Below are 26,795 nucleotides of genomic sequence, written 5' to 3'. Positions count from 1 at the left end.
GGACAGCACCCCGCTTCCCCATTCCGGCGGCCCGCGGTCCGTGGGGGTTACTCGCCGAAAAGGATTCCGCCGGTGTCGCGCGCGGCGACGCACCGGTTCGGGAAGATCTGCTCGAAGTGCCGGGGGCTGCCGTGCCAGCTGCCGCGTGCGCTCACGCGGACCGGTGCGTACTGCATCGTGCACGGCCCCGTCTCCGCGGGAATGCGACCGACCTCACCGTTGGCGGCTCTGAACTGGTCACATGCTCCGGACGCGGCATCGAGCGTCCCTCCGTCCGGGTCGCAGTAGAGGCTGCGCACGGTGCTGGGGCCGTGCTCCGGCGCCACCCTGAGCAGGTAGGAGCCGGCCGGTTCGTCCGCCTGCGCGGGCGCGGCCTGTATGAGGACCGCCATTCCCGCCAGCACGGCCGCCCACCGGAATCGGGCACGCGACATGTGCATGTCTTCCTCCCTGGATTCGCCCGCCGCGATCTGCGGCACTGGGCCGGCGGGACGCCGCATTGTGGTGGGCTTCCCGCCGCATCCAGACATTAGGCGCCGCAAACTCCCACAAACAAGGGCAGATCAAGTCCCAACCTGGCCACTGGTCAACACTTAAATCAAGTCTGCCCAATCGTGCAATGCCGCTTGAACACAAATTGACCCGCGCATGTGATATCCCGTCCCGCTCACCGGGAGCACGTTCCAATTCCCCGTCCCGGCTCGCCGATGATGCACCCATGCCGTGCGCTCACCAGGCCATCGCCAACCTGATCCACCGCTACGCCGAGTGCGTGGACAAGGCGGACTTCGCGGGCATCCGCGACCTGTTCGCCGACGCCGCCTTCACCGGCAGCGGCGGCACCCTCCACGGCGGCGACGCCATCGCCCGCATGTTCGAGAAGACGGTGATCGTCCACGCCGACGGCACCCTGCGCACCAAGCACGTCACCACGAACCTCGCCATCGAGGTAGACGAGGACGCGGGCACCGCCACCTCAAGGGCGTACTACACCGTCCTCCAGGCCGTCCCCGACCTCCCCCTCCAGCCCATAGCCTGCGGCACCTACCACGACACCTTCACCCGCCACGAAGACGGATGGCGCTTCACCGAACGCCGCATAACCCTCGACCTAGCCGGCGACGTAACCCACCACCTACGCCACCCCGAACACCTCCCCGCTGGTCCTCGTCCGTCACGTAATGCATTCTTCCGGTCACTGTCGACATCAAGGGGGGCTAGATTACACTGGTGCCGAAACCGATGAAGCTAGTCGACCTTGAGCGCGCGATGAGAAGCCACGGCTGTCAGAAGCGGACCCCGGACAGGGGGCCGCACACGAAGTGGGACTGTCCGTGCGGCGAGCATCGCGCGATCATCCCACGACATAAGGAGATCTCCGCGCTCGTGGTGAAGAACACGATCCAAGGGTTGCCTTGCCTTGAGGAGGGATGGCTCCAGTGAGCAGCACCGAACGTCGAAGCCTGTACACCGTTCATGCGCGGCGGTGGGAGCACGGGTGGGAGCTTGAGATCGAGTCGGTCGGCGCTACCCAGTCACACAGCCTCAAGGACGCCGAGATGATGGCGCGGGACTACATCCGGCTGGCGCTCGATGTGCCCGCCGACTCGTTCGACCTGGTTCTCGTCCCCGACGTGGGAGACGGGCTGACCCAGGAAGTGCTCCAGGCCAAGGCGGAGACGAAGGCGGCCGAGAAGGCGCGGGACGACGCCGCCCGGCACTCCCGGGAGGTCGCCCGAAAACTTCATGAAAAGGGTCTCACGGGAAGAGAGATCGGAATCGTTCTCGAAGTTTCAACGCAGCGTGTCTCGCAACTATTGAAAGTCCACAAGGGTTCGGCGGCTCGCGGGCAGGGAGGCGGCCGGGCGCGGGCTCGCGGTAGGCAGTCGTCATCCGCATGAGCCCGTTCCGGTGGTCTCCCTATTCGCCTCGCCCGGGGGCCGGGCGAACCGGAGCGCGCTGGTCAGTGTGTCGTGTTCTAGACGGCGGCGGCCGAGGCTCCTCGGTCGCTGGGGGCCTGGCCGCCGCCGGGTGACGACGGGTCAGGGAGCCGGGACGCCTCCTCTCAGGTTCGCGGCGGCCTTCAGGGAGACGGCTCCTGGGCGTGACGTGTCTTCTGCGATCACGGCGAGAGTGATGGCGTTGTGGCCGTAGGGGTGCAGGATTCCGTCAGGGAGGGTGAAGTCTTGCTGGATTTCACCGTTGACGTACTCCCCCATGCTCCAGCCGTTGATGAAGATGAGGGCTCGATAGTCGCCTGTTCCCTCGTCGAAGTGCAGGGTTACAGGGACGTCCTGGTCCTTGGGGATGGATAGGCGCGTTTTCGTGCTGTACCAGTGGACGCCTGGCTGGATGGGGGTCGTCGGGGACGCGGATCGCCAGGTGGCGGTGCGGGCGGGCGGGAGGTGCCAGCCTTCTCGTTCGCCGTAGAGGCCGCCCGTGCTCAAGGGGCCGCGGAGCGGGTCTTCGGCTCGGGTGCCCTGGATCCGCCACGTGACCGGGTTCGTTGTCACTTCGGCGTTGACCAGGCCGCGGGGTTGCTTCTGGCGGTAGTCGTCGGCGGTCCAGTCGTCGTTGTGGCCCATGTTCTCGACCAGGACGGAGAGGACGGCCTTCTGGCCTTTCTGGAGGAGGTTGGAGGGAATTGTGAAGGCGCCTGGGCCCGGGTTCTCGTTGATGGGGGCGTCTGCGTCCTTCTGCTCGCCGCCGGCCGCCGAACCGAGGTAGTGGCCGTTCAGCCAGACCTGGTAGATGCCGTGCTTACCGGTGATGGCGTTCAGGTTGACGGTCTTCTCTGCGCCCGTTGCGGTGAAGTGGCCGCGATACCAGACGTGGCCGTGGTGGAAGCCGTAGTCGTCTGCGTAGAGGACGGGCGGGTTCTTCGGCTTGATCGGGCTGACCGTGGTGGTGTGGTCGGCGACTTTCCAAGTCGAGTCGTCGAAGTCGAGAGATGTCTCGGGTGCGCCCTGCTTGGCATGCCAATGCTTCAAGGCCGGGAGTTTGACTGGGTGGGGGCCCTTGGCGTGGGCGAGGAGTGTGCCGCTTGGTGTTGGCCGGGCGTGGAGGTGCTTGCCGTTCAGCGTCATTCGGCGAGCGGAGGAGAAGACCTCGATGTCGCCTGGCTTGGCCAGGTCTGCTCGTATCGCTGCCGTGTCGTTCTTGGTCTGCACGGAGCGGACCAGATCGGTGCCCCGGACGAGAGTGTCGCCGGAACGCCAGAACTTGGCGGCTTCCGCCTCCGTGCCGATGAGGAGCAGGACCGGCTTCCGGCCTCCGCCTGTTATCTGGATCCGGGCCAGACCCTCGTGTTCGTAGTCGAGTTCGAGGTTGCCGTTCGAGTAGGTCGACTTCACCGAGCCGTCCAGGACCTTGACTTCAGGGCGGGAGTCGTAGCGCAGGATGGTCGTTCCCGCTACGTCTTCGGTGCCGTAGAGGACGGCTGTGTCTCGGCTGCCGCTGGTCGTATGGGTCAGGAGTTCGGAGGTCGTGGCGGCCAGGCGCTGGCCGCCCATGTCGTAGCCGGCCACGAGGATTTTCGCGTCGCGGCCTTTCAGGGTTACGGGGAGGTTGTAGGTGCCGTCCGGGGTGTTCCAGGTGAGGTTCGCCGATTGGTCGCCGTCGGTCTTGCGGTCGGCGTGCCGGACGAGGACGAACTGCGTGCCGGTGTCGGGGTTGGCGCGAGTCTCGGCGTGGACGGCCGGGTTGTCGGACGCGGGCGCCTCAACCGGGTCGGTTTTGGTGAGCGGCGCGACGGTGGTGAAGAAGAGGCCCTGGCGTTTGAACTCGTCGTATTTGGCGGTGAGTTGCCGGTTCTCGGTGATGGGCGCGCCGTAGTCGTAGGACGTGTAGACGTCGTTCGGCTGGGCGAGCCGTCCCCAGTTCGTTCCACCGAAGGCCATGTAGTAGCCGAACATCGTGGCGCCCGAAGTGATGAGGTTCGACTTGTAGTAGACCTTCATGTACTTCGGGCCGGTGAGTTCTCGGCACTTGTCGTAGCCGGCGCGGTTCGCGTCGATGGCGCCGGCCTGGTATTCGGCGGCGTAGGCGGGCGCATCCGGGCTGAGGCGCTCGGTGACGCCTTCGCCCCAGGTTCCCCAGGTGTCCGGGTCGCGGCATTCGAATGCCTGCGGATAGTCGTCCACTCCTGGGATCTGCACGGCGCCCTGGCCGGTCGCCCATGTGGGCGTCCAAGAGGCATCGCAGCATTGGTTGTGGGAGATGGGGACGTCGATTCCATGGGCGCGGGCCTGGCGCTGGATGTCCTCCATGTAAGCGGGGTCGGTGTTGGCGGCGTATTCGTTCTCGGCGTTGTAGACGATGACCGACCCGCCGCGCGTGACCTGGTGCTTCGCGAGGATCGGGTCGATGTGGGCGAGCCAGTCCCGGTAGGCGGCGGTGTAGTTCGGGTCGCTGGAGCGGGCGCGGCCGGGCACTGTCTTCAGCCAGGCGGGGAGGCCGCCGCCGGTCGTTTCGGCGTTGATGTAGGGACCTGGCCGCGCGACGACATAGAGGCCGAGTTCGTCGGTCAGGCGAAGGAGCCGGTCGACGTCCCGCACTCCGGTGAAGTCGTATTTCCCGGGAGCCGGCGAGTGGTAGGCCCAGTCGAAGTAGAGGGACACGCCGTTGAACCCGGCGGCCTTGGTCTTCTCCAGGACGTCCCGCCAGAGGGCCGGGCTCGGGAGCCGGAAGTAGTGGAATTCGCCCGCCCACAGCAGGACGCGCTGTCCGTCCACGGTGAGCGAGTAGCGGTCGTATCCGACGCGGTGGGATTCGGCCTGGGCGGGGCGAGGAGAAGCGGGAGCGTAGAGGCAGGCGGCGGCGGTGAGGACGGCGGCGATGATGGCGAGTTTGCTGTTGGCACGCATGGATGGCGTCCTTTGCAGCGGACCGGCCCGCCCCGGAAGACCGGGGCGGGCCGAGGGATTCATCGGGTGAGGGAGAAGGAACTCAGGCGGGTTTCGCCGTTGAAGACCAGATACACGTCGTGGTCGCCACGGACGTTGCCAAGCGGTGCGCTGATCTCCTTGTAGGTGTACTTGTCGCCGGTCGCCGGGACGTTCAGCGTTCCGGCCAGGGGGCCGTTCGGCGCGTCCAGGCGGACCTGGATCGTGGTCGCCGACGTGCCCGCCACATTCGCGGTGATCGTGCCGGTGGAGCGGCCCAGGTCGGTGTCCGCGAACTTCAGCCAGGAGTTCGCCGCGCCGGCCACCGCGTCGCCCTTCGCCTTCGTCTCGTCGACCAGTTCGATGCCGTTCTGGTCGTCGAAGTCGGCGGCGCGGGTCGCCTTGGACAGGTCCCGGCCGGGGATCGTCTCGCCGCGCACGTTGAGCGTCGTGCGCTGCCGGATGTCGGTGGACGAGGAGCCGATCAGCAGATCCTGCCTCGACTTCTCGACCGTCCACTTGTTGCGGGTGACGTCCCAGATGGCGAGGTCCGAGGCGTCCAGCCGCAGTGTCGCCGTCACCGTCTTCCCGGGGGCGACGTGCACCTTGTCGAATGCGCGCAGTGCCTTCACCGGCTGCTTCACCCGCGACTTCTGCTGGTGCGTGTAGAGCTGGACGACCTCGTCCCCGGCCTTCTTGCCCGTGTTGGTGACCGGCACGGTGATGGTGACCGTTCCGTCGCGCCCCACGGAATGGCTGCTCAGCCGCGCCTTGCCGTACCGGAACGTGGTGTAGGAGAGGCCGTACCCGAACGGGTAGAGCGGCTTCCCCTTGAAGTACTGGTACGTCCGGTCCGACTTGATGATGTCGTAGTCGAGAATGTCGGGCAGTTGCTGCTCAGAGCGGTACCAGGTCTGCGGAAGCTTCCCGGACGGGCTCTCGTCGCCGAACAGAATGGACGCCAGGGCATTGCCCGTTTCGGCGCCCGCGTGGCTCGTCCACAGGATCGCCGGGACGTTCTCCTGTTCCCAGTTCAGCGTCGTCGGGTAGCTGTTCTCCACCACGACGACCGTGTTCGGGTTCGCCTTCCGGACGGCCTTGATGAGTTCCGACTGCCCTTCGGCGAGCGCCATCGTCGTGCGGTCGTGGTCCTCGCGGCCGTTGATGAACGGCATGCTGCCGACCACGACGACGGCGGTGTCCGCGCCGGTGGCCGCCTTCACCGCCGAGTCGACACCGCTGCTAATGACGTCCTTGGCGAACCGGGAAGCGCCGTCCTTGGTGGTGAGGACGAGCGTCCCGTCGTCCGCCGCCTTCACGTACGTCTTGGCCGGGTCGGCCCAGTCGTACGCCTTCTCATAGCCGGCGTACCGGAGCAGGTAGTCGCCGTCGTCCTGCTTCTCCAGCTTGAACATCTGCTGGACGAACCATCCGTTCGGCTGGTCCTGGTCATTGGCGAAGGTGTCGCCCCAGTTGTAGCGGCCGACGGTCTTGCCGTTCGCGGCGCTGCGCAGCGTCACAACGCCCTGGCCCCAGTCGAACACGTCGAATTGCGCCGTCGCGTCGGAGGCCGACGTGGGGCCGGTCTTCAGAACGGCGCCCGAGCCGGTCCCGCCCGCGATGTACTCGCCGGTCCCGACGTCCTTCAGCGCGATCCGGTCGACGCCCTCGCTGGACGTCACCGAACCGGCCCGCTCCTTGATGCCGTCCAGCGGCGTGACCTTGTAGGGCAGCGAACCGGAGTACCAGTCGGTGTAGAGGGTGTCCGAGAGCTGCCCGACGACCGCGACCTTCCCGGACGAGAGCGGCAGCGCCTTGCCCTGGTTCTTCAGCAGCACCATCTGCTCGGCCGCGGCCTTGCGGGCGAGCGCCCGGTGCGCCGGGCTGTCCACCACGTCCTTGGTGATCTTCCCGTAGGCCCCGCCGCCGGGGTCGAACTCGCCGAGCCGCACCCGGATGCTCAGGATGTGGCTCACCGCGCGGTCGACGTCGGCCTCGGCGAGCAGCCCCCGCGACAGCGCGTCCTTGATCGCGTTGACGGTGATGGACGAGTTGGTGTCGTCGGTCGTGAAGCTGTCCACGCCCGCCTTGACGATCGCCGCGTCACCGGAGGCCAGATCGGGGTAGTACTTCTGCGAGTTGACGATGTTGTTGGGCGCCCCGGCGTCGGTGACGTTGAACAGCGTCCGGTCCGTCCAGGAGCGGACGAGGCCGCCGGCGTCCGGCGTGACCGTCGCGGGACGGCCGTTGACCAGGTTGTACGACGTCATGATCCCGGTCGCGGCGTCCCGGCTGAGCGGGATCCTGAACGGGACTTCGTCGTACTCCTTCTTCACCCGCGGCCGGAGGCTGGACGACGTCTGGTCGCGGCGGATCTCGTTGTTGTTCGCCATGTAGTGCTTGAGCACCGGCGCGGTCTTGAGGTGGTCCGGGTCGTCGCCCTCCATGCCGTGCCCGTAGGCGGTGGCGAGCAGGCCGGTGAGCAGCGGGTCCTCGGAGTAGCCCTCCTCGTTGCGGCCCCAGCGCGGGTCGCGCAGCAGGTTGACGACGGGCGCCCACAGCTGCAGGCCCCACACGTCGGGGTTCTCGCTGTTGTAGCCGCGGGCCTCGTCCCCCACGGCCGAGCCGATCTGCTTGAGCAGTGCCGGGTCCCAGGTGGCGCCGAGTCCGACCGACTGCGGGAACACGGTTCCCTTGGCGGTCACGACGGCGCCGCTGTTGTGGACGTCGGTGGACCACGCGACGCCGTGCAGCGCCTCGGTCCCCGTCTTGAACCGGCCGATGCCGAGGCGCGGGACGGCGGGCTGGTACTGGTGCAGCAGGGAGATCTTCTCGTCGAGCGTGAGGCGGCCGAGCAGGTCGTCGACCCGGGCGTCCACCGGCAGCCCGGGGTCGCGGAACGGGTAGGTCTCGCGGGCGGCGGCGGGTGCCGCCCACGCGAGGGGAGCCACCAGCGCGGCGGCGAGGACGAGGGTCAGCGACCGGCTGCGCCGGCCGGGGGAACGGGGATTTCGATGGGGTCTGTGCACCGATTCTCCTCTTGGAAACTTGCCCCCGAGTGACATATCGAAGCGCTTCGATAACGGACCGCGAAAGGCCCTGGGCCTCCTTCTCGTCGGTGTCAGTGAGCGGCGGGCGCGCTGCTGGCGCGCCGGGTCAGGGTGGGCGGCAGCAGGGTGGCGGCCGGGACGGGCACGCCGTCGAGCTTGGCCATCAGCAGGTCGACGGCGCGCCCGCCGACCTCCTGCGCGGGGATCGCGACGGACGACAGCGGCGGCTCGGCGTGCTCGGCCATCTCGTCCGGGCACATCGCGACGACGGACACGTCCTCGGGGACGCGCCGCCCGGCCGCGCGCAGCGCCCGCACCACCGGGCCGACGACCGGCTCGTTGTGGACGAGGACGCCGGTCAGCCCGGGACGTTCGGCGAGCAGCCGCCCGACCAGTTCGCGGGCGGCGTCGGCCGTCGCCTCGCACGGGTGGAGATCGCCCCTCAGGCCGTGCACGCGCACCGCCTCGGCGAACCCGTCCGCGACCCGCTGCGCGTAGCCGGTCTGCCGCGCGTACACCTCGGGCGGCGACCCGATCAGCGCGATCTCGCGGTGCCCGAACTCCGCGAGATGCTCCACGCAGACGGCGCCGGCGGCGTGGAAGTCGAGGTCGATGCAGGTCAGGTCGTCGGCGTCGGCGGGGAAGCCGATGAGCACGCTCGGCCGGTCCAGGGAGCGCAGCAGCGGCAGCCGCGGGTCCTTCATCTGGACGTCCATGACGATCAGCGCGTCGACGAGCGCGCTGTCGGCGACGCGGCGCAGGCCGTCCTCGCCCTCCTCCTGGGTGAGCAGCAGGACGTCGTGGTCGTGCCGGCGCGCGGCGGTCACCACGGACACGGCGAACTGCATGACGACGGGCACCGCGATGCCCGAGCGCAGCGGGATCATCAGCGCGAGCACGTTGGAGCGGCTGCTCGCGAGCGCGCGGGCGCCCGCGTGCGGGCGGTAGCCCAGCTCGCGGATGCTCTCCCGGACGCGCCGCCGCGTCTCCTCGGAGATCGAGCGCTTGCCGCTCAGCACGTAGGAGACCGTGCTCGGCGACACTCCCGCGTGCCGCGCCACATCAGTGATCTTGACCACGGACCGTCCCGTCAGCGTCGAAGCGTTTCAAAGCGGGTTCGATGCTAGCCGCGGCCGGCGTAGGCCGGAGCACCGTCCGCAGCGGCCGCTCCAGCCCGATCACGGCGATCGCCGCGGCCGCCAGCACGCCCCCGGCGAGGGCCGTGCCGCGCACACCGGTCACCGGCAGCAGCGCGCCACCGAGCAGGGCGCCGCCGGCGATGCCGACGTTGAACGCCGACGCCGTCCACGCCGAGGCCACGTCGGTGTCGCCGGGCGCCGACTCCAGCACCCTCGCCTGCATCGCGGTGACGAAGGCGGGCAGCCCGAGCCCGAGCAGGACGAGCCCGGCGACCGCAGGGACCGCGGCCGTCCCGAACAGGAACAGGGCGAGCATGCCGGCCGCCAGCACCCCGGCCGCCGCCGCGAGGAGGGCGCGCGGGCCGCGGTCCACCACGATGCCGGCGATCACCAGCCCGGTGATGTCGGCGGCGCCGTTGGCGAGCAGCAGCGGGCTGATCGCCGAGCCGGGGAAGCCGCTGACGCCGGTGAGGAACTCGGTGATGTAGGTGAAGCAGGTGAACACGCCGCCGACCGCCAGCATGACCGTGACCAGCAGGAACCGGAACCGGCGCGCGTCCGGGCGGGTCGCGGGGACGGCGTGCGCGCCGCCCTCGCCGCCGCCCGGCAGCAGGACGGCGACGGCGGCGAGGGACAGCAGGCAGAGCGCGCCGAGCGCCGCGAACGAGAGGCGCCAGCCGGCCAGCCGGCCGAGCCAGGTGCCGAGCGGGACGCCGAGGACGACGGCGAGCGACCCGCCCGCGAACACGTAGGCCGCCGCGCGCCCGCGCAGCTCCGGCGGGAACAGCCCGGCCGCCGCCACGGCCGCGACCGGCCAGAACACCGCCTGGGCGAGCGCGGTGACCAGCCGCGCGCCCATCAGCGCGCCGTAGCCGGGGGCCGCCGCCGACGCGAACGACAGCACGACGAACAGGAGCATCACGGCGGTGAGCAGGCGCCGCCGCCCCACCCCGGCGGTCATCCGGACGAGCGGGACGGAGACGACGGCGATCACGATCCCGTACCCGGTGACGAGCATGCCGACGGCCGAGGGCGAGACGTCCAGGTCGTCCGCGATGAGGCGGAGCAGCCCGATCGGCAGGCTCTCGGTCGTGACGAAGCAGAACGCGGCGAGGGACAGGGCCAGCACCGCGGTCCGCGCCCGGGTCCGGTTCATGGGCTCCCGCGGCGTTCTGCGATGGTGTCGCGGTACCAGTGGGCGCTGTCCTTCCAGGTGCGTTTCCCGGTCGCGTAGTCGACGTGGACGAGGCCGAAGCGCCTGGAGTAGCCGTAGGCCCATTCGAAATTGTCCAGCAACGACCAGGCGAAGTATCCGCGCACGTCCGCGCCGGCGTCGCACGCCCGTTCCACGGCCGCGATGTGGTCGCGCAGATAGCCGATGCGCCGCTCGTCGCGGACGCGCCCGTCCTCCACGGCGTCGTCGAACGCGGCGCCGTTCTCCGTCACCATCAGCGGGGTGTCCGGGTATTCGCGGTGCAGGCGGAGAAGCAGCTCCTCCATGCCGTTCGCGTCGATCGGCCAGCCCATCTCCGTGTAGGGGCCGGGCTGCGCGGCGAACTCGACGCGGTCGCAGCCGACGAACGGTGTCGCCGCGCCCTGCCGGTGGCCGTCGGCGTGCTCGCGCGGGGACGTCCCGTCCCACACGCGGACGAGGGTCGGCGAGTAGTAGTTGACGCCCAGCACGTCCAGGGACGCGGCGATGATCGCCTCGTCCCCGTCGCGGACGAAGCTCCAGTCGGTGATGGACGCCGTGTCGTCCAGCAGGTCGGCGGGGTAGCCGTTGCCCAGCATCGGGTCGAGGAACACCCGGTTGGAGACGGCGTCCACCTGCCGGACGGCCTCCGCGTCGCCGCGCAGGTGGTGCAGGTTGAGGGTGACGGAGTGCCGCGCGGTGGGCGAGGTCACGCCGCGCAGCGCCCGCACGGCCAGCCCGTGCGCGAGGTTGAGGTGGTGGGCGGCGGCGAGCGCGGCGGCCGGATCGGTGCGGCCGGGGGCGTGCACGCCGGACGCGTAGCCGAGGAACGCCGAGCACCACGGCTCGTTCAGCGTCGTCCACGTGTGGACGCGGTCGCCGAGGACGCGCCCGATCCGCTCGGCGTAGTCGGCGAACCGGCGGGGCGTGTCGCGCTCGGGCCAGCCGCCCGCGTCCTCCAGGTCCTGAGGGAGGTCCCAGTGGTAGAGGGTGGCGACCGGGGCGATGCCGTGGGCGAGCAGGTCGTCGACCAGGCGGGAGTAGAAGTCGAGACCCTTCTGGTTGGGCGTGCCGTCCGGCAGGACGCGCGACCAGGAGATCGAGAACCGGTAGGCGCCGATGCCGAGGGCGGCCATCGTCGCGATGTCCTCCTGCCACCGGTGGTAGTGGTCGGTGGCGACGTCGCCGGTGTCGCCGTTGAGGACCTTGCCCGGCGTATGGCTGAACGTGTCCCAGATGGACGGCGCCCTGCCGTCCTCTTGGGCCGCCCCCTCGATCTGGTAGGCGGCAGTGGCCGCGCCCCATAGGAACCCTTGCGGGAACCCCATCAGTTCTCCTCTTCCAGGGTGATGACCAGTTCGTCACCGGTCGCTTTGACGAGAACACCTTGTGGATGGTCCGCGGATTCGCCGCCCTCTACGGCTGCCACGCGTGCGTTGACGAGAAGGACGTTCCAGGCTCCCCCGCCCGTCACGCGCACGTTTTCACCGTTTCTCGTCATGCTGAAGGCGACATCGCCGATCTGGGTGACGACGGTGGTCCCATTGGACGGCTCGTAGACGCGCAACGTGACGCCGTCCGCGTGGTCGTAGTCGGGACGATCCTCCACCGCACCCTCGGGGATGACCGCACCCGGACGGACGAGCAGGGGCACGCTGTCGAAGCCGTGCCGTTCCCGAATCCACCGGCCGCCCTCGACGCGTTCACCGGTGAGGTAGTGCGTCCACACACCCCCCGGCACGTAATAGGAGACCTCACCCTCGGACGAGAACACGGGCGCGACGAGGAGGTCGTCGCCGAGCATGTACTGGCGTTCCAGGTGCGTGCAGGCGGGATCGTCGGGGAACTCGACGACCATCGCCCGCATCATCGGCAGCCCCTCCCCGGACGCCTGCCGGGCGGCGCCGGCCAGGTACGGCATGAGCCGCATCTTCAGCCGGGTGAAGTCGCGCAGGACGTCCACGGACTCGTCGTCGAACAGCCACGGCACCCGGTAGGAATGGCTGCCGTGCAGGCGGCTGTGCGAGGACAGCATGCCGAACGCGATCCACCGCTTGAACAGCGCCGGATCGGGCGTCCCCTCGAAGCCGCCGATGTCGTGGCTCCAGTACCCGAACCCGGACACGCCCAGGGAAAGGCCGCCGCGCAGGCTCTCCCCCATCGCCTCGAACGTCGATTCGCAGTCGCCGCCCCAGTGCACCGGGAAACGCTGCCCGCCGACCGTGGCGGACCGGGCGAAGACCACCGCCTCGCCCTCACCGCGCTTCTTGTGGAGCAGATCGAAGACGGTCTGGTTGTAGAGATAGGTGTAGTAGTTGTGGGCGCGTTCCGGGTCGGAACCGTCGTGGTAGACGACATCGGTCGGGATGCGCTCGCCGAAGTCGGTCTTGAAGCAGTCCACGCCCATGTCGAGGAGCGCTTCGAGCTTGCCCGCGTACCATTCCCGCGCCTCGGGATTGGTGAAGTCGACCACGGCGAGGCCGGGCTGCCACTTGTCCCACTGCCACACGTCGCCGTCCTGACGTTTCAGCAGGTAGCCGCGCGAACGGCCCTCCTCGAACAGGGGCGAGCGCTGGCCGATGTAGGGATTGATCCAGACGCAGACCCGGAGCCCGCGCTCGCGCAGTCGCCGCAGCATCCCCGCCGGGTCGGGGAACACCCGCGGGTCCCATTCGAAGTCGCACCACTGGAACTCGCGCATCCAGAAGCAGTCGAAATGGAAGACGCTCAGCGGCAGGTCGCGCTCCGCCATCCCGTCGATGAACGACGTGACCGTCTCCTCGTCGTACGACGTGGTGAACGACGTCGACAGCCACAGCCCGAACGACCATTCCGGAACCCGGGCCGGACGCCCGGTGAGCGCGGTGTACTTGCGCAGGATCTCCTTCGGCGAGGGCCCGTAGATGACGAAGTACCGCATCGACTGGCCCTCGACGCTGAACTGCGTCCGCGCGACGGCCTCCGACGCCACCTCGAACGACACGCGCCCCGGATGGTCGACGAACACGCCGTATCCCGCGTTCGTCAGGTAGAACGGCACGTTCTTGTACGCCTGCTCGCTGGCCGTCCCGCCGTCGGCGTTCCACACGTCCACGGACTGGCCGTTCTTCACCAGCGGCCCGAAACGCTCACCGAGCCCGTAGACGAAGTGGTCGACGCCCAGATCGAGTTGCTCCCGGACGTAATGGCGTCCGTCGCCGGTGTCGATGACGGCCTGCGCCTTGGGCGAACTACCGGTCAGCCGGCGTCCGTCCGCGAGGAAGTCGACGCGCCATTCCTCCCCGCGCCCGACCCGCACCGACAGCGCACCCGACGTGAGGGTCGCCGCGTCATCGTCAATGGACACCTCTCCGGTGGGGTCGGCGACCAGCTCGAAATCCGGGCCGCGCCGCCTCTCCCCCGCGAAATGCGTGAGGGTGACGCCGATGACGTCCGGCATCGGCGACTCGCACGCCACCGTCACCACCGGCCCCTTGAGCAGGTCGCCCCGGTGCCGGATCTTCTGAACCGGCGCGAACACCGTGAACGAGCCGGGCCCGGAATCGACGTCGAGGACCTCCACCGGATGAGAGGCGTGCACGCCCTCGCGCATCATCCAGTAGCCGTCACTGAACTTCATGTTTTGATTGCCCCCGCAGTGAGTCCGCGCGACAGAGTCCGCTGGAAGATGAGGAAGAAGACGACGGTCGGGAGGAGGCCGAGCAGCGACGCGGCGCTGGACATCGTGGCGTCCATGAGGCGCTGCCCTTGCAGCACGCCGAGGGCGACCGAGACCGTCTGGTTCTCGTTGGAGATCAGGAAGGTCATGGGGATCAGGAATTCGTTCCAGGTCCACACGAAGAAGAAGACGAGCAGCACCGACAGCGTCGGCCGGACGACGGGAACGACGACCCGCCACAGGATCTGCCGGCGGCCGGCGCCGTCGATCCGGGCGGCCTCCAGCAGCGGACGCGGGAACGCCGCCAGCACCGACGACAGCAGGTAGGTGCCGAACGCGGCCTGGATGACCGTGAACACGATGATCACGCTGAGTTTCGTGTCGTACAGTCCGACCTGCTTGGAGATGTAGTAGAGCGGGTAGACGAGCGCCTCCTGCGGCACCGTGTTCGCCATGAGCAGGAGGACGAGGATCCACATCCGTCCCTTGATCCGGCCGATCCCGAGCGCATAGGCGTTCAGCACGGAGATGAGGACGGCGAGGACGGCGACGGAGCCGCTGATCAGCACGCTGTTCAGCAGGACGTTCCCGAAGTCGGTCCGCTCCCAGAAGGCGCGGACGGCGTCCAGGTTGATCCCGTCCGGCGGCGCCAGCGGGCCTTTCGAGGAGTACTCCTGCGGCGTCTTCAGCGCATTGAAGACCACCACCACGAACGGGATCAGCATCACGCCCGCGAACGCGGTCAGCGCCACCAGCACCGCATAGGCGGACGGCCCACGGCGGCGGCGGTGCGGCGCGTCCCGCCCTCCGCGCGGCGGTGCGGCCGCCTTCTCCGGCAGGGTCGCCGTCACTGGGCCTCCCCAAGATCACGTCCCTGCATGCGCAGGAAGACGACGGTCAGCGCGACGATGACGAGCGTCAGCACGGTGGCGATCGCCGAGCCGTAGCCCACGTCCGCCTTCTCGAAGAAATGGACCCACGAGTAGTACGCCGGCACGTTCGTCGCGCCGCCCGGCCCGCCCTTGGTCAGGACGAAGATCTGCGCGAACGCCTTCAGCGCGGCGATCGTCGTCCACAGCAGGACGACGAAGATCTCCGGCCGGATCTGCGGGATCGTGATGTGCCAGAACCGGCGGGCCCAGGCGGCGCCGTCGAGTTCCGCCGCCTCGTACAGCGACGGGTCGACCCGCTGCAGGCCCGACATGAAGATGACCAGCGGGAACCCGATCTGGATCCACACCATCACCCCGATGACGCTCCACAGCGCGGTCGCCGGGTCGCCGAGCCAGTCGTGCGCGAGCGAGCCGAGGCCGATCTTGGTGAGCAGAGCATTCACCGCGCCGGTCTCCGGGGCCAGCAGCCAGCTCCACACCACGCCCGCGATGACGATCGGCAACACCTGGGGCAGGTAGACGCAGGCGCGCAGGACGCTCGCCGTCCGCGCCCCGAAATGCCGGCCGATCAGGTCGGTCAGGGCAGCGGCGAGCACCAGCCCGATCAGCGTCGGGATGACCGCCATCCCCAGGATGACCAGCGCGTTGTGCCCGAAGGACGCCCAGAACTGCTCGTCCTTCATCAGCTCCCGGTAGTTGTCGAGCCCGATCCACTCAGGAGTGCCGACGCCCGTCCACTCGGTGAAGCTCGTCCCGATGTTCATCAGGAACGGCACGCCGATGACGGCGGTGAACAGGAGCAGGCCGGGGAGCAGGTAGGGCAGGTACCCCAGCTGCTCCCGCGACCGGCCTCTGCGGCCTTGCACCGTCACTTCGGCAGACCGTCCTCGTACGCCTTCTGGACGTTGCCGAGGACCTTGTCCGGCGACTCGCCGTTCATGAGCTTCTGCGTCTGCGACACCCACGCGTCGTAGAAGCCGGCGACGGGCCAGTCCGGGTAGTAGGCGAGGCCGCCGGACTTCGCCAGCCCGTCGAAGTCCTCGACGAGCTTCTTCGCCTTCGGCTCGGTGATCGCGGACGGGTCCGCCGCGACCGGGATGCCGCCCGCGTTCCCGAGGATGTTCTGCACCTTCTTCTTCATCGTGATGTCGATGAAGTCATAGGCGAGCTGCTTGTTCTCCGAGCCCTTCGGGACGACCCACAGGTTGCCGCCCGAGCCGAGCGTCATCTTCGCCCCGGGCCACACGGCGGTCTCCCAGTCGAACTTCGCCTCGGACGCGACGCGGCCGAACCACCAGCTGCCGGAGAACATCATCGGGAACTTGCCGCTCATGAACGCGACGCCCGCGTCCTCGGCCTTGAGGCTGACGGAGTTCTTGGCGATGTAGCCCTTCTTCACCCAGTCGGCGAAGGTGGTCGCCCCGTACGTCCAGGCGGCGTCGTGGAAGTCGACCTTGCCGGTGTAGCGCTGGTAGGCGTCCACCCAGTTCTGGTCGGCCTTGTCCAGGGCGAGCTGGTAGACGAACTGGTGCGCCATGTACTCGGCGCCCGCGTTGGTCAGCGGCGTGACGTCCTTCGCGGTGAACTCGTCCATCGCGGCGACGAGCTCGTCGTAAGTCTTCGGGATCTCGACGCCGTACTTCTTGAACAGGTCCTTGTTGTAGTAGACCTGCAGGTATTCGGCGTAGTTCGGGACGCCGAACCACTGGTCGCCGCCCATCGTGCCCTTGTCGTCGTACTTGGCGGTGACCTGGACGTTCGGGCTGACCAGCTTGTCCCAGCCGCGCTTGGCGACCTCGGACGTCATATCGGTCAGCAGGCCCTGCTTGGACAGCAGGCCGGCGGTCGCGTTGCCCTTGTTGTACTCCATGACGTCGGGGGCGTTCTTGGAGTTCAGGACCATCGGCGCGGTCTTCTGGATCTGCTCGAAGCCCTTCTCCTCGAACGTCACCTTCACGCCGGGATGGGTCGCCTCGAACTCCTTGATCGCCTCGTTCCACGCCTTGCCCATGGCGCTGTCCGGGGCCTCGTAGTGCCAGAGCTTCAACTCCTTGCCGCCGGAGCCGCCGTCGTCGCCGCCGCACGCGGTGAGCGACAGCGCCGCCGCGGCAAGGGCGGCGAGGACGGCCGCGCTCCTGCCTGCCTTGATCATGGGTTTCCTCCGGGGGTGGGACCGCCGTGCCTGCCGAACGTTGTCGAAGCGCTTCGATTGCCCCGGATGTTAAGTCCTTGACCAGGGCGAACACAATAGGTCGCCCGGCATCAATTCGGCCATGTGCCCGCTGATCTGCGCAGACGACCTGGGAGCGCTCCCATTGCCGGGGCTCAGCCGCCGCATTCGCCGCCGTTGAGGGTGAACTTGGCGGGTGCGCCGTTCGCGCCGTCCTGGCGGCCGAGGAAGCCGAACTCGGCGGTGCCGTGCGGCGGGATCGACCGGTTCCAGTCCGCCGCCGTCACCGTGACGGACGAGCCCTCCTGCAGCCGGCTGCCGTTCCACAGCTGCGTGATCGCCTGGCCGTCCGGAAACTCGAAGCCGAGCTTCCACCCGTCGATCTCGCCGTCGCCCAGGTTCGTGATGCGCACCGTCGCCTGGAAGCCCTGCGGCCACGTGCCGTCCACGCGGTAGGAGACCGAGCAGGCGGCCGCGGCGGTCGTCGTCCCGGACGGGCTCGCGGACGGGCTCGCGGACGGCGGCGCGGCCCTCTCCCGGGACGAATCGGGCGCGAGCGCGGCCAGCAGCACCGCCACCAGCGCCACGGCGCCGACCGCGGCCCCGGCGATGACCAGCGGCTTCCGCGCCGGCGCAGGCGGTGCCGCGGCGACCTGCGGCTCGTCCAGGACGCGCGTCGGCTGATGCTCGGCCTCCGGGACGTCCGGTGTGCCCGGGGCGTCCGGTATGCAAAGCCCGTGCTCGGCCGGGGGCGGCGGCAGCTGGACCAGCTGGACACCGGAGGCGTCCGCCAGGACTCGGGCCGCCTCGCGGGCCGAGGGGCGGGATTCGGGGTCTTCGCGCAGGCAGTCCCGGGTGAGGGCGGCGACCTCGGCCGGGACCCGCGAGCCATCGGCCAGGCACTCGCGAAGGACCACGCCCAGCGAGTAGATGTCGGCGGCCGAGGTCGGCGGCGCGCCGGTCAGGAGTTCGGGGGCGACATAGGCGGGCGTGCCGAGGACGGGGCCGCCGGCGGTGGACGGTCCGGTGAAGGCGATGCCGAAGTCCAGGACCTTCACGCCGACCGGCGTCAGGAAGACGTTCGCGGGTTTGATGTCGCGGTGGACGATGCCGGCGGCGTGGGCGGCGGCCAGCGCGTCGGCGACGCGGGCGCAGATCCCGGCCGCCTCGCTCCAGGCCAGGGGCCCGCCGGCCAGGCGCGCTGCGAGGCTCTCCCCGTCCAGCAGCTCCATGACCACATACGGCACGGAGCCCTGCTCGCCGTAGTCGTAGACGCCGGTGATGCTGGGGTGCGTGAGTCCGGCGGCGGCCTGCGCCTCCTGGCGGAGCCGCCGCGTGAACTCCTCGGGCCAGCCTTCCTTGGGCACCTTGACGGCGACGGCGCGGTCGAGCACGAGGTCGACCGCGCGCCAGACGGTCGCCATGCCGCCGGCGCCGAGGGGGCGCTCCAGGCGGTAGCGGTCCCCCAGGCGGTCGCCCGGGGCGACGATCTCGGGCATGGACGCACCCTATGCCCGAGTCAGGGGACGAGGTAGCGGGTGTCGCGGGCGTCGGTGATCGCCATGTGGCCGGGCGCGTGCCCGATGGCGAGCTTGGGACGGGACGCCATCACCGCCGCCTGCGGTGTCACGCCGCACGCCCAGAAGACGGGTATCTCGTCCACCCGGATCTCGACCGGGTCGCCGAAGTCGGGGGCGCCCAGGTCCTCGATGCCGAGTTCGACGGGGTCGCCGACGTGCACGGGCGCGCCGTGGACGGACGGGTAGCGCGCCGTCACCCGCACGGCGTCCGCCACCTGCGCGGCCGGGATCGGACGCATCGACACCACGAGCGGGCCGCCGAACCTGCCCGCCCGGCGGCACATCCGGTTCGTGCGGTACATGGGGACGTTCCGGTTCTGCTCGACGTGCCGGACGGGGACGCCGGCCTCCTGGAGGGCGTCCTCGAACGTGAAGCTGCAGCCGATGAGGAACGAGACGAGGTCGTCGCGCCACCAGGGGGTCGCGTCGGACACCTCGGCGACCGGCTCGCCATCCTCGTAGACGACGTAGCCGGGCAGGTCGGTGCGCAGGTCGCCGGCGAAAAGGGAGGCGGACGTCCCGCCGGGTTCGGTGACGTCCAGGACGGGGCACGGCTTGGCGTTGCGCTGGGCGAAGAGCAGCAGGTCGTAGGCGTCCTCGCGCGGGACGCCGATGAGGTTCGCCTGCGTCCAGCCCGCGCACCAGCCGGAGGTGGGGACGCGGAGGCCGGCCCGGAACAGCGCTCGGGCCTGGTCCGGGCTGAGCGCGCCCGGATCGATGGGTGCGGTCATCATGGATCCTTTCCCAGGTGCGGGGCCGGGTGCGGCCGGAATCGGAGCCGCCGGCCGGGGCGGGCTTGGGCGGCGCGCCCGATGTCGGCGGACGCGACCACCGCGATGACGGGATACCCGCCGGTCAGCGGGTGGTCGGCGAGGAACAGCACGGGCCGCCCGGACGGCGGCACCTGGAGCGCCCCGGTGACCGTCCCCTCGCTGGGCAGTTCGCCGCGTTCCGCGCGGGTCAGCGCCGGCCTGTCGAGGCGCGTGCCCACGCGGTCGATGTCGCTGGTCACCGTGTAGGCGGCGGTGAAGAGCGTGCCGAGCGCGCCCGGCACGAACCAGTCGGCGCGCGGGCCGGGTATCGCGCGCAGCTCGACGTCGCCGGGGGCCGGCGGGCGGACGGGCGGGACGGCGATCCCGCCGCGCACCGCCAGGTAGCTGCGCAGCCCCGCGGGCGGGGTGCCCATCCGGAGGTCGGCGCCGTCCGGGAGGTGGAACACCGAGTAGGGCGCTTCGGGACGCCCGCCGGCCAGCAGCGGGGCGGGTGCGCCGGTCACCGCGGCGAACAGCCCGCCCCGGCAGCGGACGCGCAACCCGCCGAGGGTGACCTCGATCGCCGCCGCGCCGTCCGGGTTCCCGGCGGCGCGGTTGGCGAGGCGGAGAGAAACCGGGTCCGCGGCGCCCGACACCCCCACGCCGAGCGCCGCGTGACCCGGTCGGCCCAGATCCTGGACTGTGGCCAGGGGCCCTGTGGTGAGAACGTCCAGCCCCCGTTTCATGGTTCCCGCTCGATGAAGCGAACCGTGGTTCCGGGGCGGAGCAGGGCGGGCGGGTCGCGGTCGAGGTCCCATAGGACGGCCTCCGTGCGCCCTATGAGCTGCCAGCCGCCTGGGGATTCGACCGGGTAGACGCCTCTGTAGCGCCCGGCGAGGCCGACCGCGCCCGCCGGGACGCGGACGCGCGGGACGGCGCGGCGCGGGACGTCCAGCCGCGGGTCCCCGCCCTCCAGGTAGCCGAACCCGGGCGCGAACCCGGTGAACGCGACCCGCCACGGGGTCCCGGTGTGCGCGGCGACGACCCCGGCGGGGGTGAGCCCGGTGAGTGCGGCGACGCCGGGCGGCGGGGACGCGGCCGGCGCCGCGTACAGGGCCGCCGGGTCCGGTGGTTCGACCAGCAGTGCCGCGTCGCCGCTCGGGAGGATCCGCACCCGTCAGCTCCAGAGAGTGTCGAGTTCGGACAGCGAGTTCCAGCCCAGGTACAGCGACAGCAGCCAGGCGGCGGCGCCGAGGACGAGCAGCCAGACCGGGTACCGGTAGCCGCCGAGCAGGTCGCGGCGGCGTCCGGCGGCCCACAGCAGGACGGCCAGGCCGAACGGCAGGATCAGCCCGTTGAGCGCGCCCGCGAGGATCAGCAGCTTGGCCGGCGCGGTCCCGATCGCGAGGTAGATGCTCGCGGAGACGAGGATGAACGCCACGACCAGGCGGTTGCGGTGCCGCTCGACGAACGAGGAGAACGAGACGAGGAACGACACGGAGGTGTAGGACGCGCCGATCACCGAGGTGATCGCCGCCGACCACATGATCAGGCCGAAGAGGCGCAGCCCGGCCTCGCCCGCGGCGTTCTCGAACGCCGACGCCGGGGCGTTCTCCTTGGCGAGGGTCACACCGCCGGCGACGACGCCGAGGACGGCGAGGAACAGCAGCACGCGCATGACGCCGGTGATGAGGATGCCGGTGACGGCGCTGCGGTTGATCTCCCGGACGTTCGCGCTCCCGGTCAGCCCGGACTCGATCATGCGGTGCGCGCCCGCGTAGGTGATGTAGCCGCCGACCGTCCCGCCGATGAGGGTGGTGATGACGAGGAAGTCGACGGTCTCGGGCGCGACGCTCTGCTTCAGCGCGTCCCCGAGCGGCGGGTCCGACACGATCGCCACGTACAGCGTCAGCAGGATCATCGCGCCGCCGAGCACGACGACGATCCGGTCCATGGCGACGCCGGCGCGCCGGATCAGGAAGATCCCGATGGCGGCCAGCGCGGAGATCGCGCCGCCGATCTTGACGTCCAGGCCGAGGAGCGCGTTCAGCCCGAGGGCCGTCCCGGCGATGTTGCCGATGTTGAAGACGAGGCCGCCGAAGACGTCGAGGGCGGCGAGGCCGTAGCCGGCGCCGGGCAGGACGCGGTTGCCGAGTTCCTGGGCGCGCATGCCGGACACGCCGACGATGCGCCACACGTTCAACTGGATCGCGATGTCCACCAGCACGGACACGACGATCGCGAACGCGAACGCGGCGCCGAGCTTGGCGGTGAACACGGTGGTCTGGGTGATGAAGCCGGGGCCGATGGCGCTGGTGGCCATCAGGAACATGGCGCCGATCAGCGCGCTGCGGCGGGACGAGGCGGGTGGGGCCGGGGTCGTGTCCAGGGTGGTCCGGTCCGTCATGGGGGTGACCCTTCTGGGTTACGGCTTTCCGACAGCGTAAAGATTGTTCAACAATCCAGCAATCCCCTTGTTGAAGGATTTCCCTCGCGGTGGGATACGCTGGCCCCGCACGTACGCGGCGGGCGGGTACGCGGGGAGGGCGGCCGATGACGGAGTCGTGGCTCGACGAGATCGCTGCGGCGCGGGGCGGCCTGGACCGGACGAGCACCGCGGCCTGGGTCGCCGGCCTGCTGCGCGGCCAGATCACCGACGGCCGGCTCGTCCCCGGCGCGCAGCTGCCCGAGAAGGAGCTGGCCGCCGCCGCGAAGGTGTCGCGCAACTCCGTGCGGGAGGCGTTCCGGCTGCTCGTCCAGGAACGGCTGCTCGTGCACGAGTTCAACCGGGGCGTGTTCGTGCGCCGCGTCACCGCCGACGGCCTCGCCGACCTGTACCGCGTCCGGCGGATCCTGGAGTGCGAGGGCGTGCGGTGCGCGCCGGACGCCCCGCGCGAGGCGCTCGCCCGGCTGGAGGCGGCGGTACGGGACGGCGAGCGCGCCGCCGCGGCGGAGCGCTGGGCCGACGTGGGCACCGCCGACATCCGCTTCCACCAGGCCCTCGCCGCGCTGGTGGGCAGCCCGCGAGTGGACGAGATGATCCGGCACCTGCTGGCCGAGATGCGGCTCGTCTTCCACGAGATGGGCTCGCCGCGCGAGTTCCACGAGCCGTACCTCACCCGCAACCGGCGCCTGTACGACCTGATCGCCGCCGGTGACGCCGCGGCCGCCGAACGGGAGCTGCGCTCCTACCTGGACGACGCGGAGTCGCAGCTCACCAAGGCCTACCGGGAGCAGGCGTGATCAGGGCGCGTAATTCATGACGTGGTCGTGCAGGAGCTGCGGCGCCTCGGGGTCGCCGCGGCGGAACGCCTCGATCAGCTCCGCGTGCTCGGCCGACTTGGAGTAGATCTCCGTCTGGTGCAGGCGCAGGGACAGGGTCGTCCACAGCTCGATGCCGAGGCCCTCCCAGACCGAGACGAGCAGCCGGTTCCCGGCCGTCTCGACGATCTCGCGGTGGAAGGCGATGCTGAGCCGCATCTGCTCCTGCAGGTCGCCGTCCCGCACGGCCTCGGCGAGCCGGTCGTTGTGCTCCTCCAGGGCGTCCACGCAGCCGGCGAGGCGGGGCAGCGCCAGCTCCACGGCCGTCCGCTCCAGCCCGGCGCGGACGGGGAAGATCTCGGCGAGGTCGCGCTCGGTGAAGTCGCGGACGCGGGCGCCGCGGTTCGGCAGCGACTCGATCAGCCGCTGCGCCTCCAGCTGGCGGAGCGCCTCGCGGACCGGCCCCTGGCTGACCCCCAGCTCGGCGGCGATCCGGCGTTCGACGATGCGCTCGCCGGGCTCCCACCGGCCCGCGCTGATGCCCTCCACGATGAACTCCCGGATCTGGCCGGCGAGTCCGGTGCGCAGCAGTTGGGAGGGCGTGTTCACGAAACTCGATCGTAGCGCCACGATGGGTAAGTACCTCGTGATGGGGTAGGCGAATCCTGATTCCGTGGAATATGATCGATCATAGATCAATGATGATCGGGAGTGCTGTGGCGATCCTATGGCGCTGCCCCGGACAGAGGAAGGTCGCCGATGGCTGAGACCGTCAAGGCCGCTCCGGCGCGAGGCCGGAGAACGCGCGGCGCCAAGGGCTCGGAGCCCAAGGGCGCCGCGGCGCCGCCGAAGGTCCCGGCGGAGGACGCCGAGACGCTCGTCGGCTACTACCGGCAGATGCTGCTGATCCGGCGGTTCGAGGAGCGGGCCGCCCGGGCCTATACCGAGGCCAAGATCGGCGGCTACTGCCACCTGAACCTCGGCGAGGAGGCCACGGTCGTCGGGCTGATGGCCGCGCTGCGTCCCACGGACTACCTGTTCACGAACTACCGCGAGCACGGCTACGCGATCACCAAGGGCATGGAGCCCGACCGCGTGATGGCCGAGCTGTACGGGCGCTCCACCGGCGTGTCCAAGGGCTGGGGCGGGTCGATGCACATGTTCGACACCGAGACGCGGCTGCTCGGCGGGTACGGCATCGTCGGCGGCCAGCTCCCGCTCGCGACCGGCGCGGCGCTCGCCGTCTCCTACAAGGGCGGCGACGAGGTCGTCATGTGCCAGATGGGCGACGGGACGGCCGCGATCGGCGCGTTCCACGAGTCGCTGAACATCGCGGGCCTGTGGGACCTCCCCATCGTCTTCGTTGTGGTCAACAACGGCCTGGGTATGGGCACCACCGTGGAGAGGTCGTCCGCCGAGCCCGAGCTGTACAAGCGGGGCGCCGCCTACCGGATGGAGAGCGCCCGCGTGGACGGCGCCGACGTGGTCGCGGTGCGGGACGCCGCCCGCGTCGCCGTCGAGCGCGCCCGGGCGGAGAGCAAGCCCTACCTGCTGGAGACCCTCAGCCCCCGGCTCAAGGGGCACTCGGTCGTCGACCCGGCCCGCTACCGGACCAAGGAGGAGAAGGACGCCCTCAAGGCGGCCGACCCCCTGGCCAAGATGGCGCTGGACCTGGAGGACGCCGGGATCCTCTCCCACGAGGAGCGCGAGCGGCTCGACGCCGAGGTCACGGCCGAGATCGACGAGGCCGCGACGTTCGCCGACGAGAGCCCCGCGCCCGAGGTCTCCACGCTGTTCGACTACACCTACGCCACCCCGGTCCCGGGCGATCTCCGCCGCTTCCCGGCCGACCCCGTATTCCGTTCCTGAGAGGCACCCCCATGGCAACCGTGACCTACCGCCAGGCCCTCCGGGACACGCTCCGCGCGGAGATGCTGCGGGACGAGAACGTCTTCCTGATGGGCGAGGAGATCGGGCTCTTCGAGGGCTCCTACAAGATCACCGAGGGGCTGCTGAAGGAGTTCGGGCCGAAGCGCGTCCGCGACACCCCGATCGCCGAGGAGGGCTTCGTCGGCGCCGCGATCGGTGCCGCGATGCTCGGCCTGCGTCCCGTCGTGGAGATCATGACGATCAACTTCTCCCTGCTGGCGCTGGACCAGATCGTCAACCACGCCGCGAAGATCTACGGGATGTTCGGCGGGCAGGCCAGCGTGCCGATGGTGATCCGCACACCGGGCGGCGGCGGGCAGCAGCTCGGGGCCACGCACTCGCAGAACGTCGAGCTCTTCTACGCGTTCATCCCGGGGCTGAAGGTCCTCGCGCCGAGCACGCCCGCCGAGGCGTCCGCGATGCTGAAGGCCGCGATCCGCGACGACGACCCGGTGCTGTTCCTGGAGAACCTCGCCCTCTACAACACCAAGGCCGAGCTGCCCGCCGCGGTCGAGGACATCGAGCCCGCCGAGATCGGCCGCGCCGGCGTCACCCGCGAGGGCACCGACATCACGATCATCGGCTACTCCCGGATGGCGCGGGTCGCCGGCGAGGTCGCCGAGAAGCTCGCCGCCGACGGGGTGTCCGCCGAGGTCGTCGACCTGCGCAGCCTGCGCCCGCTGGACCGGCAGACCATCGTGGAGTCCGTCCGCAAGACGGGCTGCGCCGTCGTCGCCGAGGACGACTGGCTCACCTACGGCATCGGCGCCGAGATCGCCGCGACCATCCAGGAGGGCGCGTTCGACTGGCTGGACGCCCCCGTCCGCCGCGTCGCGATGGCCGAGGTGCCGCTCCCCTACGCCAAGTCCCTGGAGTCGGCCGCGCTGCCGTCCGCCGAGTCCCTGCTCACCGCCGTCCGCGACACGCTCCGCGCGACCGGCCGTGCCCTGGAGAACGTCTCATGACCGAGATCCTCATGCCCCGCCTCTCCGACACCATGGAGGAAGGCGTCATCAGCTCCTGGCAGAAGAAGCCGGGGGACGAGGTCGCGGTCGGCGACGTCATCGTCGACATCGAGACCGACAAGGCGGTCATGGAGTACGAGGCCTTCGAGGCCGGCGTGCTCGAGGAGATCCTGGTTCCCGAGGGCGAGTCCGCCGCGATCGGCGCCCCGATCGCCCGGATCGCCCCGGCCGGCGGCGCCGAGCGGGCCGCGCCGGCGGAACCGGCCGCCGAGCCGGAACCGGAGCCGAAGCCCGAGCCCGCCGCCGAGGCCAAGGCAGAGCCGAAGCCGGAGGCGGCACCGGCACCGGCCGCCGAGGCGCCCGCGCGGGTCCCGGAGCGTTCCGCGGCCACCCGCCCGCCGTCGTCGCCGCTCGCGCGCCGGCTGGCCCGCGACCACGGCATCGACCTGGCGACGCTGAGCGGGTCGGGCCCGGGCGGCCGGATCGTCCGCGCCGACATCGAGGCCGCGGTCCGCGGCGGCACCGCCCCGGCCGAGGCCCCGGCGCCCGCTCCCGCGCCGTCGGCGCCGCCCGTCCAGGCGCGCGCGGAGGACCCGGACGTCGAGGCCGTCCCGCTCAACCGCTTCCGCAAGGTCGCGGCGAAGCGGCTGACCGAGAGCAAGCGCGACGCGCCGCACTTCTACCTGAACCGCGAGGTGGACGCCGAGGCGCTGCTGGCCTTCCGCAAGACGCTGAACGAGGCGCTCGCCCCCGCCAAGGTCAGCGTGAACGACCTGATCGTGAAGGCGGTCGCGACCGCGCTGCGCGAGCACCCCGCGGTGAACGTCTCCTACACCGAGGAGAACCTGCTCTTCCACAAGCGCGTCCACGTCGGTGTCGCGGTGGCGGTCGAGGACGGCCTCGTCGTCCCCGTCATCAAGGACGCGGACCGCAAGAGCGTCTCCGAGATCGGCCAGGAGACCCGCGAGCTCGCGGGCAGGGCGCGCGAGGGCAAGCTCTCCCTCAACGACATGAGCGGCGGGACGTTCAGCGTCAGCAACCTCGGCATGTTCGGCGTCGACTCGTTCTCCGCGGTGATCAACCCGCCGGAGGCGGCGATCCTCGCCGTCGGCGCCGTCCGCGACGCGCCGGTCGTCCGGGACGGCCAGGTCGTCCCCGGCAAGCTCATGGCGCTGACCCTCTCGGTCGACCACCGCGCCACCGACGGCGCCACGGCCGCCAAGTACCTGGACCACCTGGCCGGCCTCCTGCAGAACCCCCTCCTGATCGTGGCTTAGCCGGGAGGACATGCGCGTGACCCGGCCTCCGGCGACGTCGAGCGGA

Annotated in this window: 21 protein-coding genes and 1 pseudogene; 6 read left to right on the top strand and 16 right to left on the bottom strand. The window is 70.4% G+C overall.

Annotated features, from left to right (window positions below):
* Window positions 1-47: 47 nt before the first annotated feature.
* A complete protein-coding gene (locus AL2_RS22405) occupies window positions 48-440 on the bottom strand; it encodes an SSI family serine proteinase inhibitor (protein WP_067636530.1) in 393 nt (130 codons plus the stop codon).
* A gap of 278 nt (window positions 441-718) precedes the next feature.
* On the opposite strand from AL2_RS22405, the gene AL2_RS22400 reads away from it, so the two are divergent.
* Window positions 719-1,246 carry a nuclear transport factor 2 family protein gene (locus AL2_RS22400; RefSeq protein ID WP_067636528.1) on the top strand — a complete coding sequence of 176 codons (528 nt, stop codon included), beginning with the start codon at window positions 719-721 and terminating at the stop codon, window positions 1,244-1,246.
* A gap of 193 nt (window positions 1,247-1,439) precedes the next feature.
* Window positions 1,440-1,901 (top strand): hypothetical protein, encoded by a 462-nt coding sequence (locus AL2_RS22395; protein ID WP_174550870.1) that lies wholly within the window; start codon window positions 1,440-1,442, stop codon window positions 1,899-1,901.
* 141 nt (window positions 1,902-2,042) lie between these two features.
* On the opposite strand, the gene AL2_RS22390 is transcribed toward AL2_RS22395, so the two are convergent.
* The 14 genes and pseudogenes from AL2_RS22390 to AL2_RS22325 all read right to left on the bottom strand — a co-directional run bounded on the left by AL2_RS22390 (window position 2,043) and on the right by AL2_RS22325 (window position 21,724).
* Window positions 2,043-4,865, bottom strand: coding sequence for a beta-galactosidase (locus AL2_RS22390; protein ID WP_067636524.1), 2,823 nt, complete (start codon window positions 4,863-4,865; stop codon window positions 2,043-2,045).
* 59 nt (window positions 4,866-4,924) lie between these two features.
* The gene (locus AL2_RS22385; RefSeq protein WP_245666836.1) at window positions 4,925-7,912 is read right to left on the bottom strand and encodes a glycoside hydrolase family 3 protein; all 2,988 of its coding nucleotides are present in this window, start codon (window positions 7,910-7,912) and stop codon (window positions 4,925-4,927) included.
* Window positions 7,913-8,004: 92 nt separating this feature from the next.
* The gene (locus tag AL2_RS22380; RefSeq protein WP_067636522.1) at window positions 8,005-9,012 is read right to left on the bottom strand and encodes a LacI family DNA-binding transcriptional regulator; all 1,008 of its coding nucleotides are present in this window, start codon (window positions 9,010-9,012) and stop codon (window positions 8,005-8,007) included.
* On the bottom strand, window positions 8,996-10,228 hold the full coding sequence (locus AL2_RS22375; protein ID WP_067636520.1) for an MFS transporter: 1,233 nt from the start codon (window positions 10,226-10,228) through the stop codon (window positions 8,996-8,998). Before AL2_RS22375 ends, AL2_RS22380 begins: the two co-directional genes overlap by 17 nt.
* Entirely contained in the window at window positions 10,225-11,592 is a 1,368-nt protein-coding gene (locus tag AL2_RS22370) for a GH1 family beta-glucosidase (RefSeq protein WP_067636518.1), read from the bottom strand. The genes AL2_RS22375 and AL2_RS22370 overlap by 4 nt, the downstream gene beginning before the upstream one ends.
* Window positions 11,592-13,883, bottom strand: a complete 2,292-nt coding sequence (yicI, locus tag AL2_RS22365; protein ID WP_067636516.1) for an alpha-xylosidase — start codon at window positions 13,881-13,883, stop codon at window positions 11,592-11,594. The genes AL2_RS22370 and yicI overlap by 1 nt, the downstream gene beginning before the upstream one ends.
* On the bottom strand, window positions 13,880-14,773 hold the full coding sequence (locus AL2_RS22360; protein WP_245666834.1) for a carbohydrate ABC transporter permease: 894 nt from the start codon (window positions 14,771-14,773) through the stop codon (window positions 13,880-13,882). The genes yicI and AL2_RS22360 overlap by 4 nt, the downstream gene beginning before the upstream one ends.
* Window positions 14,770-15,687, bottom strand: a complete 918-nt coding sequence (locus tag AL2_RS22355; RefSeq protein WP_067636514.1) for a carbohydrate ABC transporter permease — start codon at window positions 15,685-15,687, stop codon at window positions 14,770-14,772. The genes AL2_RS22360 and AL2_RS22355 overlap by 4 nt, the downstream gene beginning before the upstream one ends.
* Window positions 15,684-16,967, bottom strand: coding sequence for an ABC transporter substrate-binding protein (locus AL2_RS22350; protein WP_067636512.1), 1,284 nt, complete (start codon window positions 16,965-16,967; stop codon window positions 15,684-15,686). The genes AL2_RS22355 and AL2_RS22350 overlap by 4 nt, the downstream gene beginning before the upstream one ends.
* A 173-nt stretch (window positions 16,968-17,140) precedes the next feature.
* A complete protein-coding gene (locus tag AL2_RS22345; RefSeq protein ID WP_067636510.1) occupies window positions 17,141-18,484 on the bottom strand; it encodes a protein kinase domain-containing protein in 1,344 nt (447 codons plus the stop codon).
* A 20-nt stretch (window positions 18,485-18,504) separates the two neighbouring features.
* Window positions 18,505-19,296, bottom strand: coding sequence for a putative hydro-lyase (locus AL2_RS22340; protein ID WP_083946775.1), 792 nt, complete (start codon window positions 19,294-19,296; stop codon window positions 18,505-18,507).
* Window positions 19,296-20,063 carry a 5-oxoprolinase subunit C family protein gene (locus AL2_RS22335; RefSeq protein ID WP_067636506.1) on the bottom strand — a complete coding sequence of 256 codons (768 nt, stop codon included), beginning with the start codon at window positions 20,061-20,063 and terminating at the stop codon, window positions 19,296-19,298. The genes AL2_RS22340 and AL2_RS22335 overlap by 1 nt, the downstream gene beginning before the upstream one ends.
* Window positions 20,060-20,395: pseudogene (locus AL2_RS22330) on the bottom strand (5-oxoprolinase subunit B family protein); the annotation flags it as partial. The pseudogene AL2_RS22330 and the gene AL2_RS22335, both read right to left, overlap by 4 nt.
* Window positions 20,396-20,494: 99 nt before the next feature.
* A complete protein-coding gene (locus tag AL2_RS22325; protein WP_067636501.1) occupies window positions 20,495-21,724 on the bottom strand; it encodes an NRAMP family divalent metal transporter in 1,230 nt (409 codons plus the stop codon).
* Window positions 21,725-21,870: 146 nt separating this feature from the next.
* Between AL2_RS22325 and AL2_RS22320 the strand changes: the two genes are divergently transcribed.
* On the top strand, window positions 21,871-22,560 hold the full coding sequence (locus tag AL2_RS22320; protein ID WP_067636499.1) for a GntR family transcriptional regulator: 690 nt from the start codon (window positions 21,871-21,873) through the stop codon (window positions 22,558-22,560).
* Here the strand turns inward: AL2_RS22320 and AL2_RS22315 are convergent, their stop codons facing one another.
* Window positions 22,561-23,187, bottom strand: a complete 627-nt coding sequence (locus tag AL2_RS22315; RefSeq protein WP_245666832.1) for a GntR family transcriptional regulator — start codon at window positions 23,185-23,187, stop codon at window positions 22,561-22,563. It abuts the gene before it with no gap.
* 150 nt (window positions 23,188-23,337) lie between these two features.
* Between AL2_RS22315 and pdhA the strand changes: the two genes are divergently transcribed.
* From pdhA to AL2_RS22300, 3 genes are read left to right on the top strand one after another with little or no spacing between them, the layout of a single operon-like run.
* Entirely contained in the window at window positions 23,338-24,447 is a 1,110-nt protein-coding gene (gene pdhA, locus AL2_RS22310) for a pyruvate dehydrogenase (acetyl-transferring) E1 component subunit alpha (protein ID WP_067636495.1), read from the top strand.
* 11 nt (window positions 24,448-24,458) lie between these two features.
* Entirely contained in the window at window positions 24,459-25,472 is a 1,014-nt protein-coding gene (locus tag AL2_RS22305) for an alpha-ketoacid dehydrogenase subunit beta (protein ID WP_067636493.1), read from the top strand.
* On the top strand, window positions 25,469-26,749 hold the full coding sequence (locus AL2_RS22300; protein WP_067636491.1) for a dihydrolipoamide acetyltransferase family protein: 1,281 nt from the start codon (window positions 25,469-25,471) through the stop codon (window positions 26,747-26,749). The genes AL2_RS22305 and AL2_RS22300 overlap by 4 nt, the downstream gene beginning before the upstream one ends.
* Window positions 26,750-26,795 lie beyond the last annotated feature (46 nt).

It is taken from the genome of Actinomadura latina NBRC 106108 (assembly GCF_001552195.1).
GTDB classification, from domain to species: Bacteria; Actinomycetota; Actinomycetes; order Streptosporangiales; family Streptosporangiaceae; genus Spirillospora; species Spirillospora latina.
Note: the sequence above shows the minus strand (reverse complement) of the source record. Positions and strands in the feature narration are given on the sequence as shown.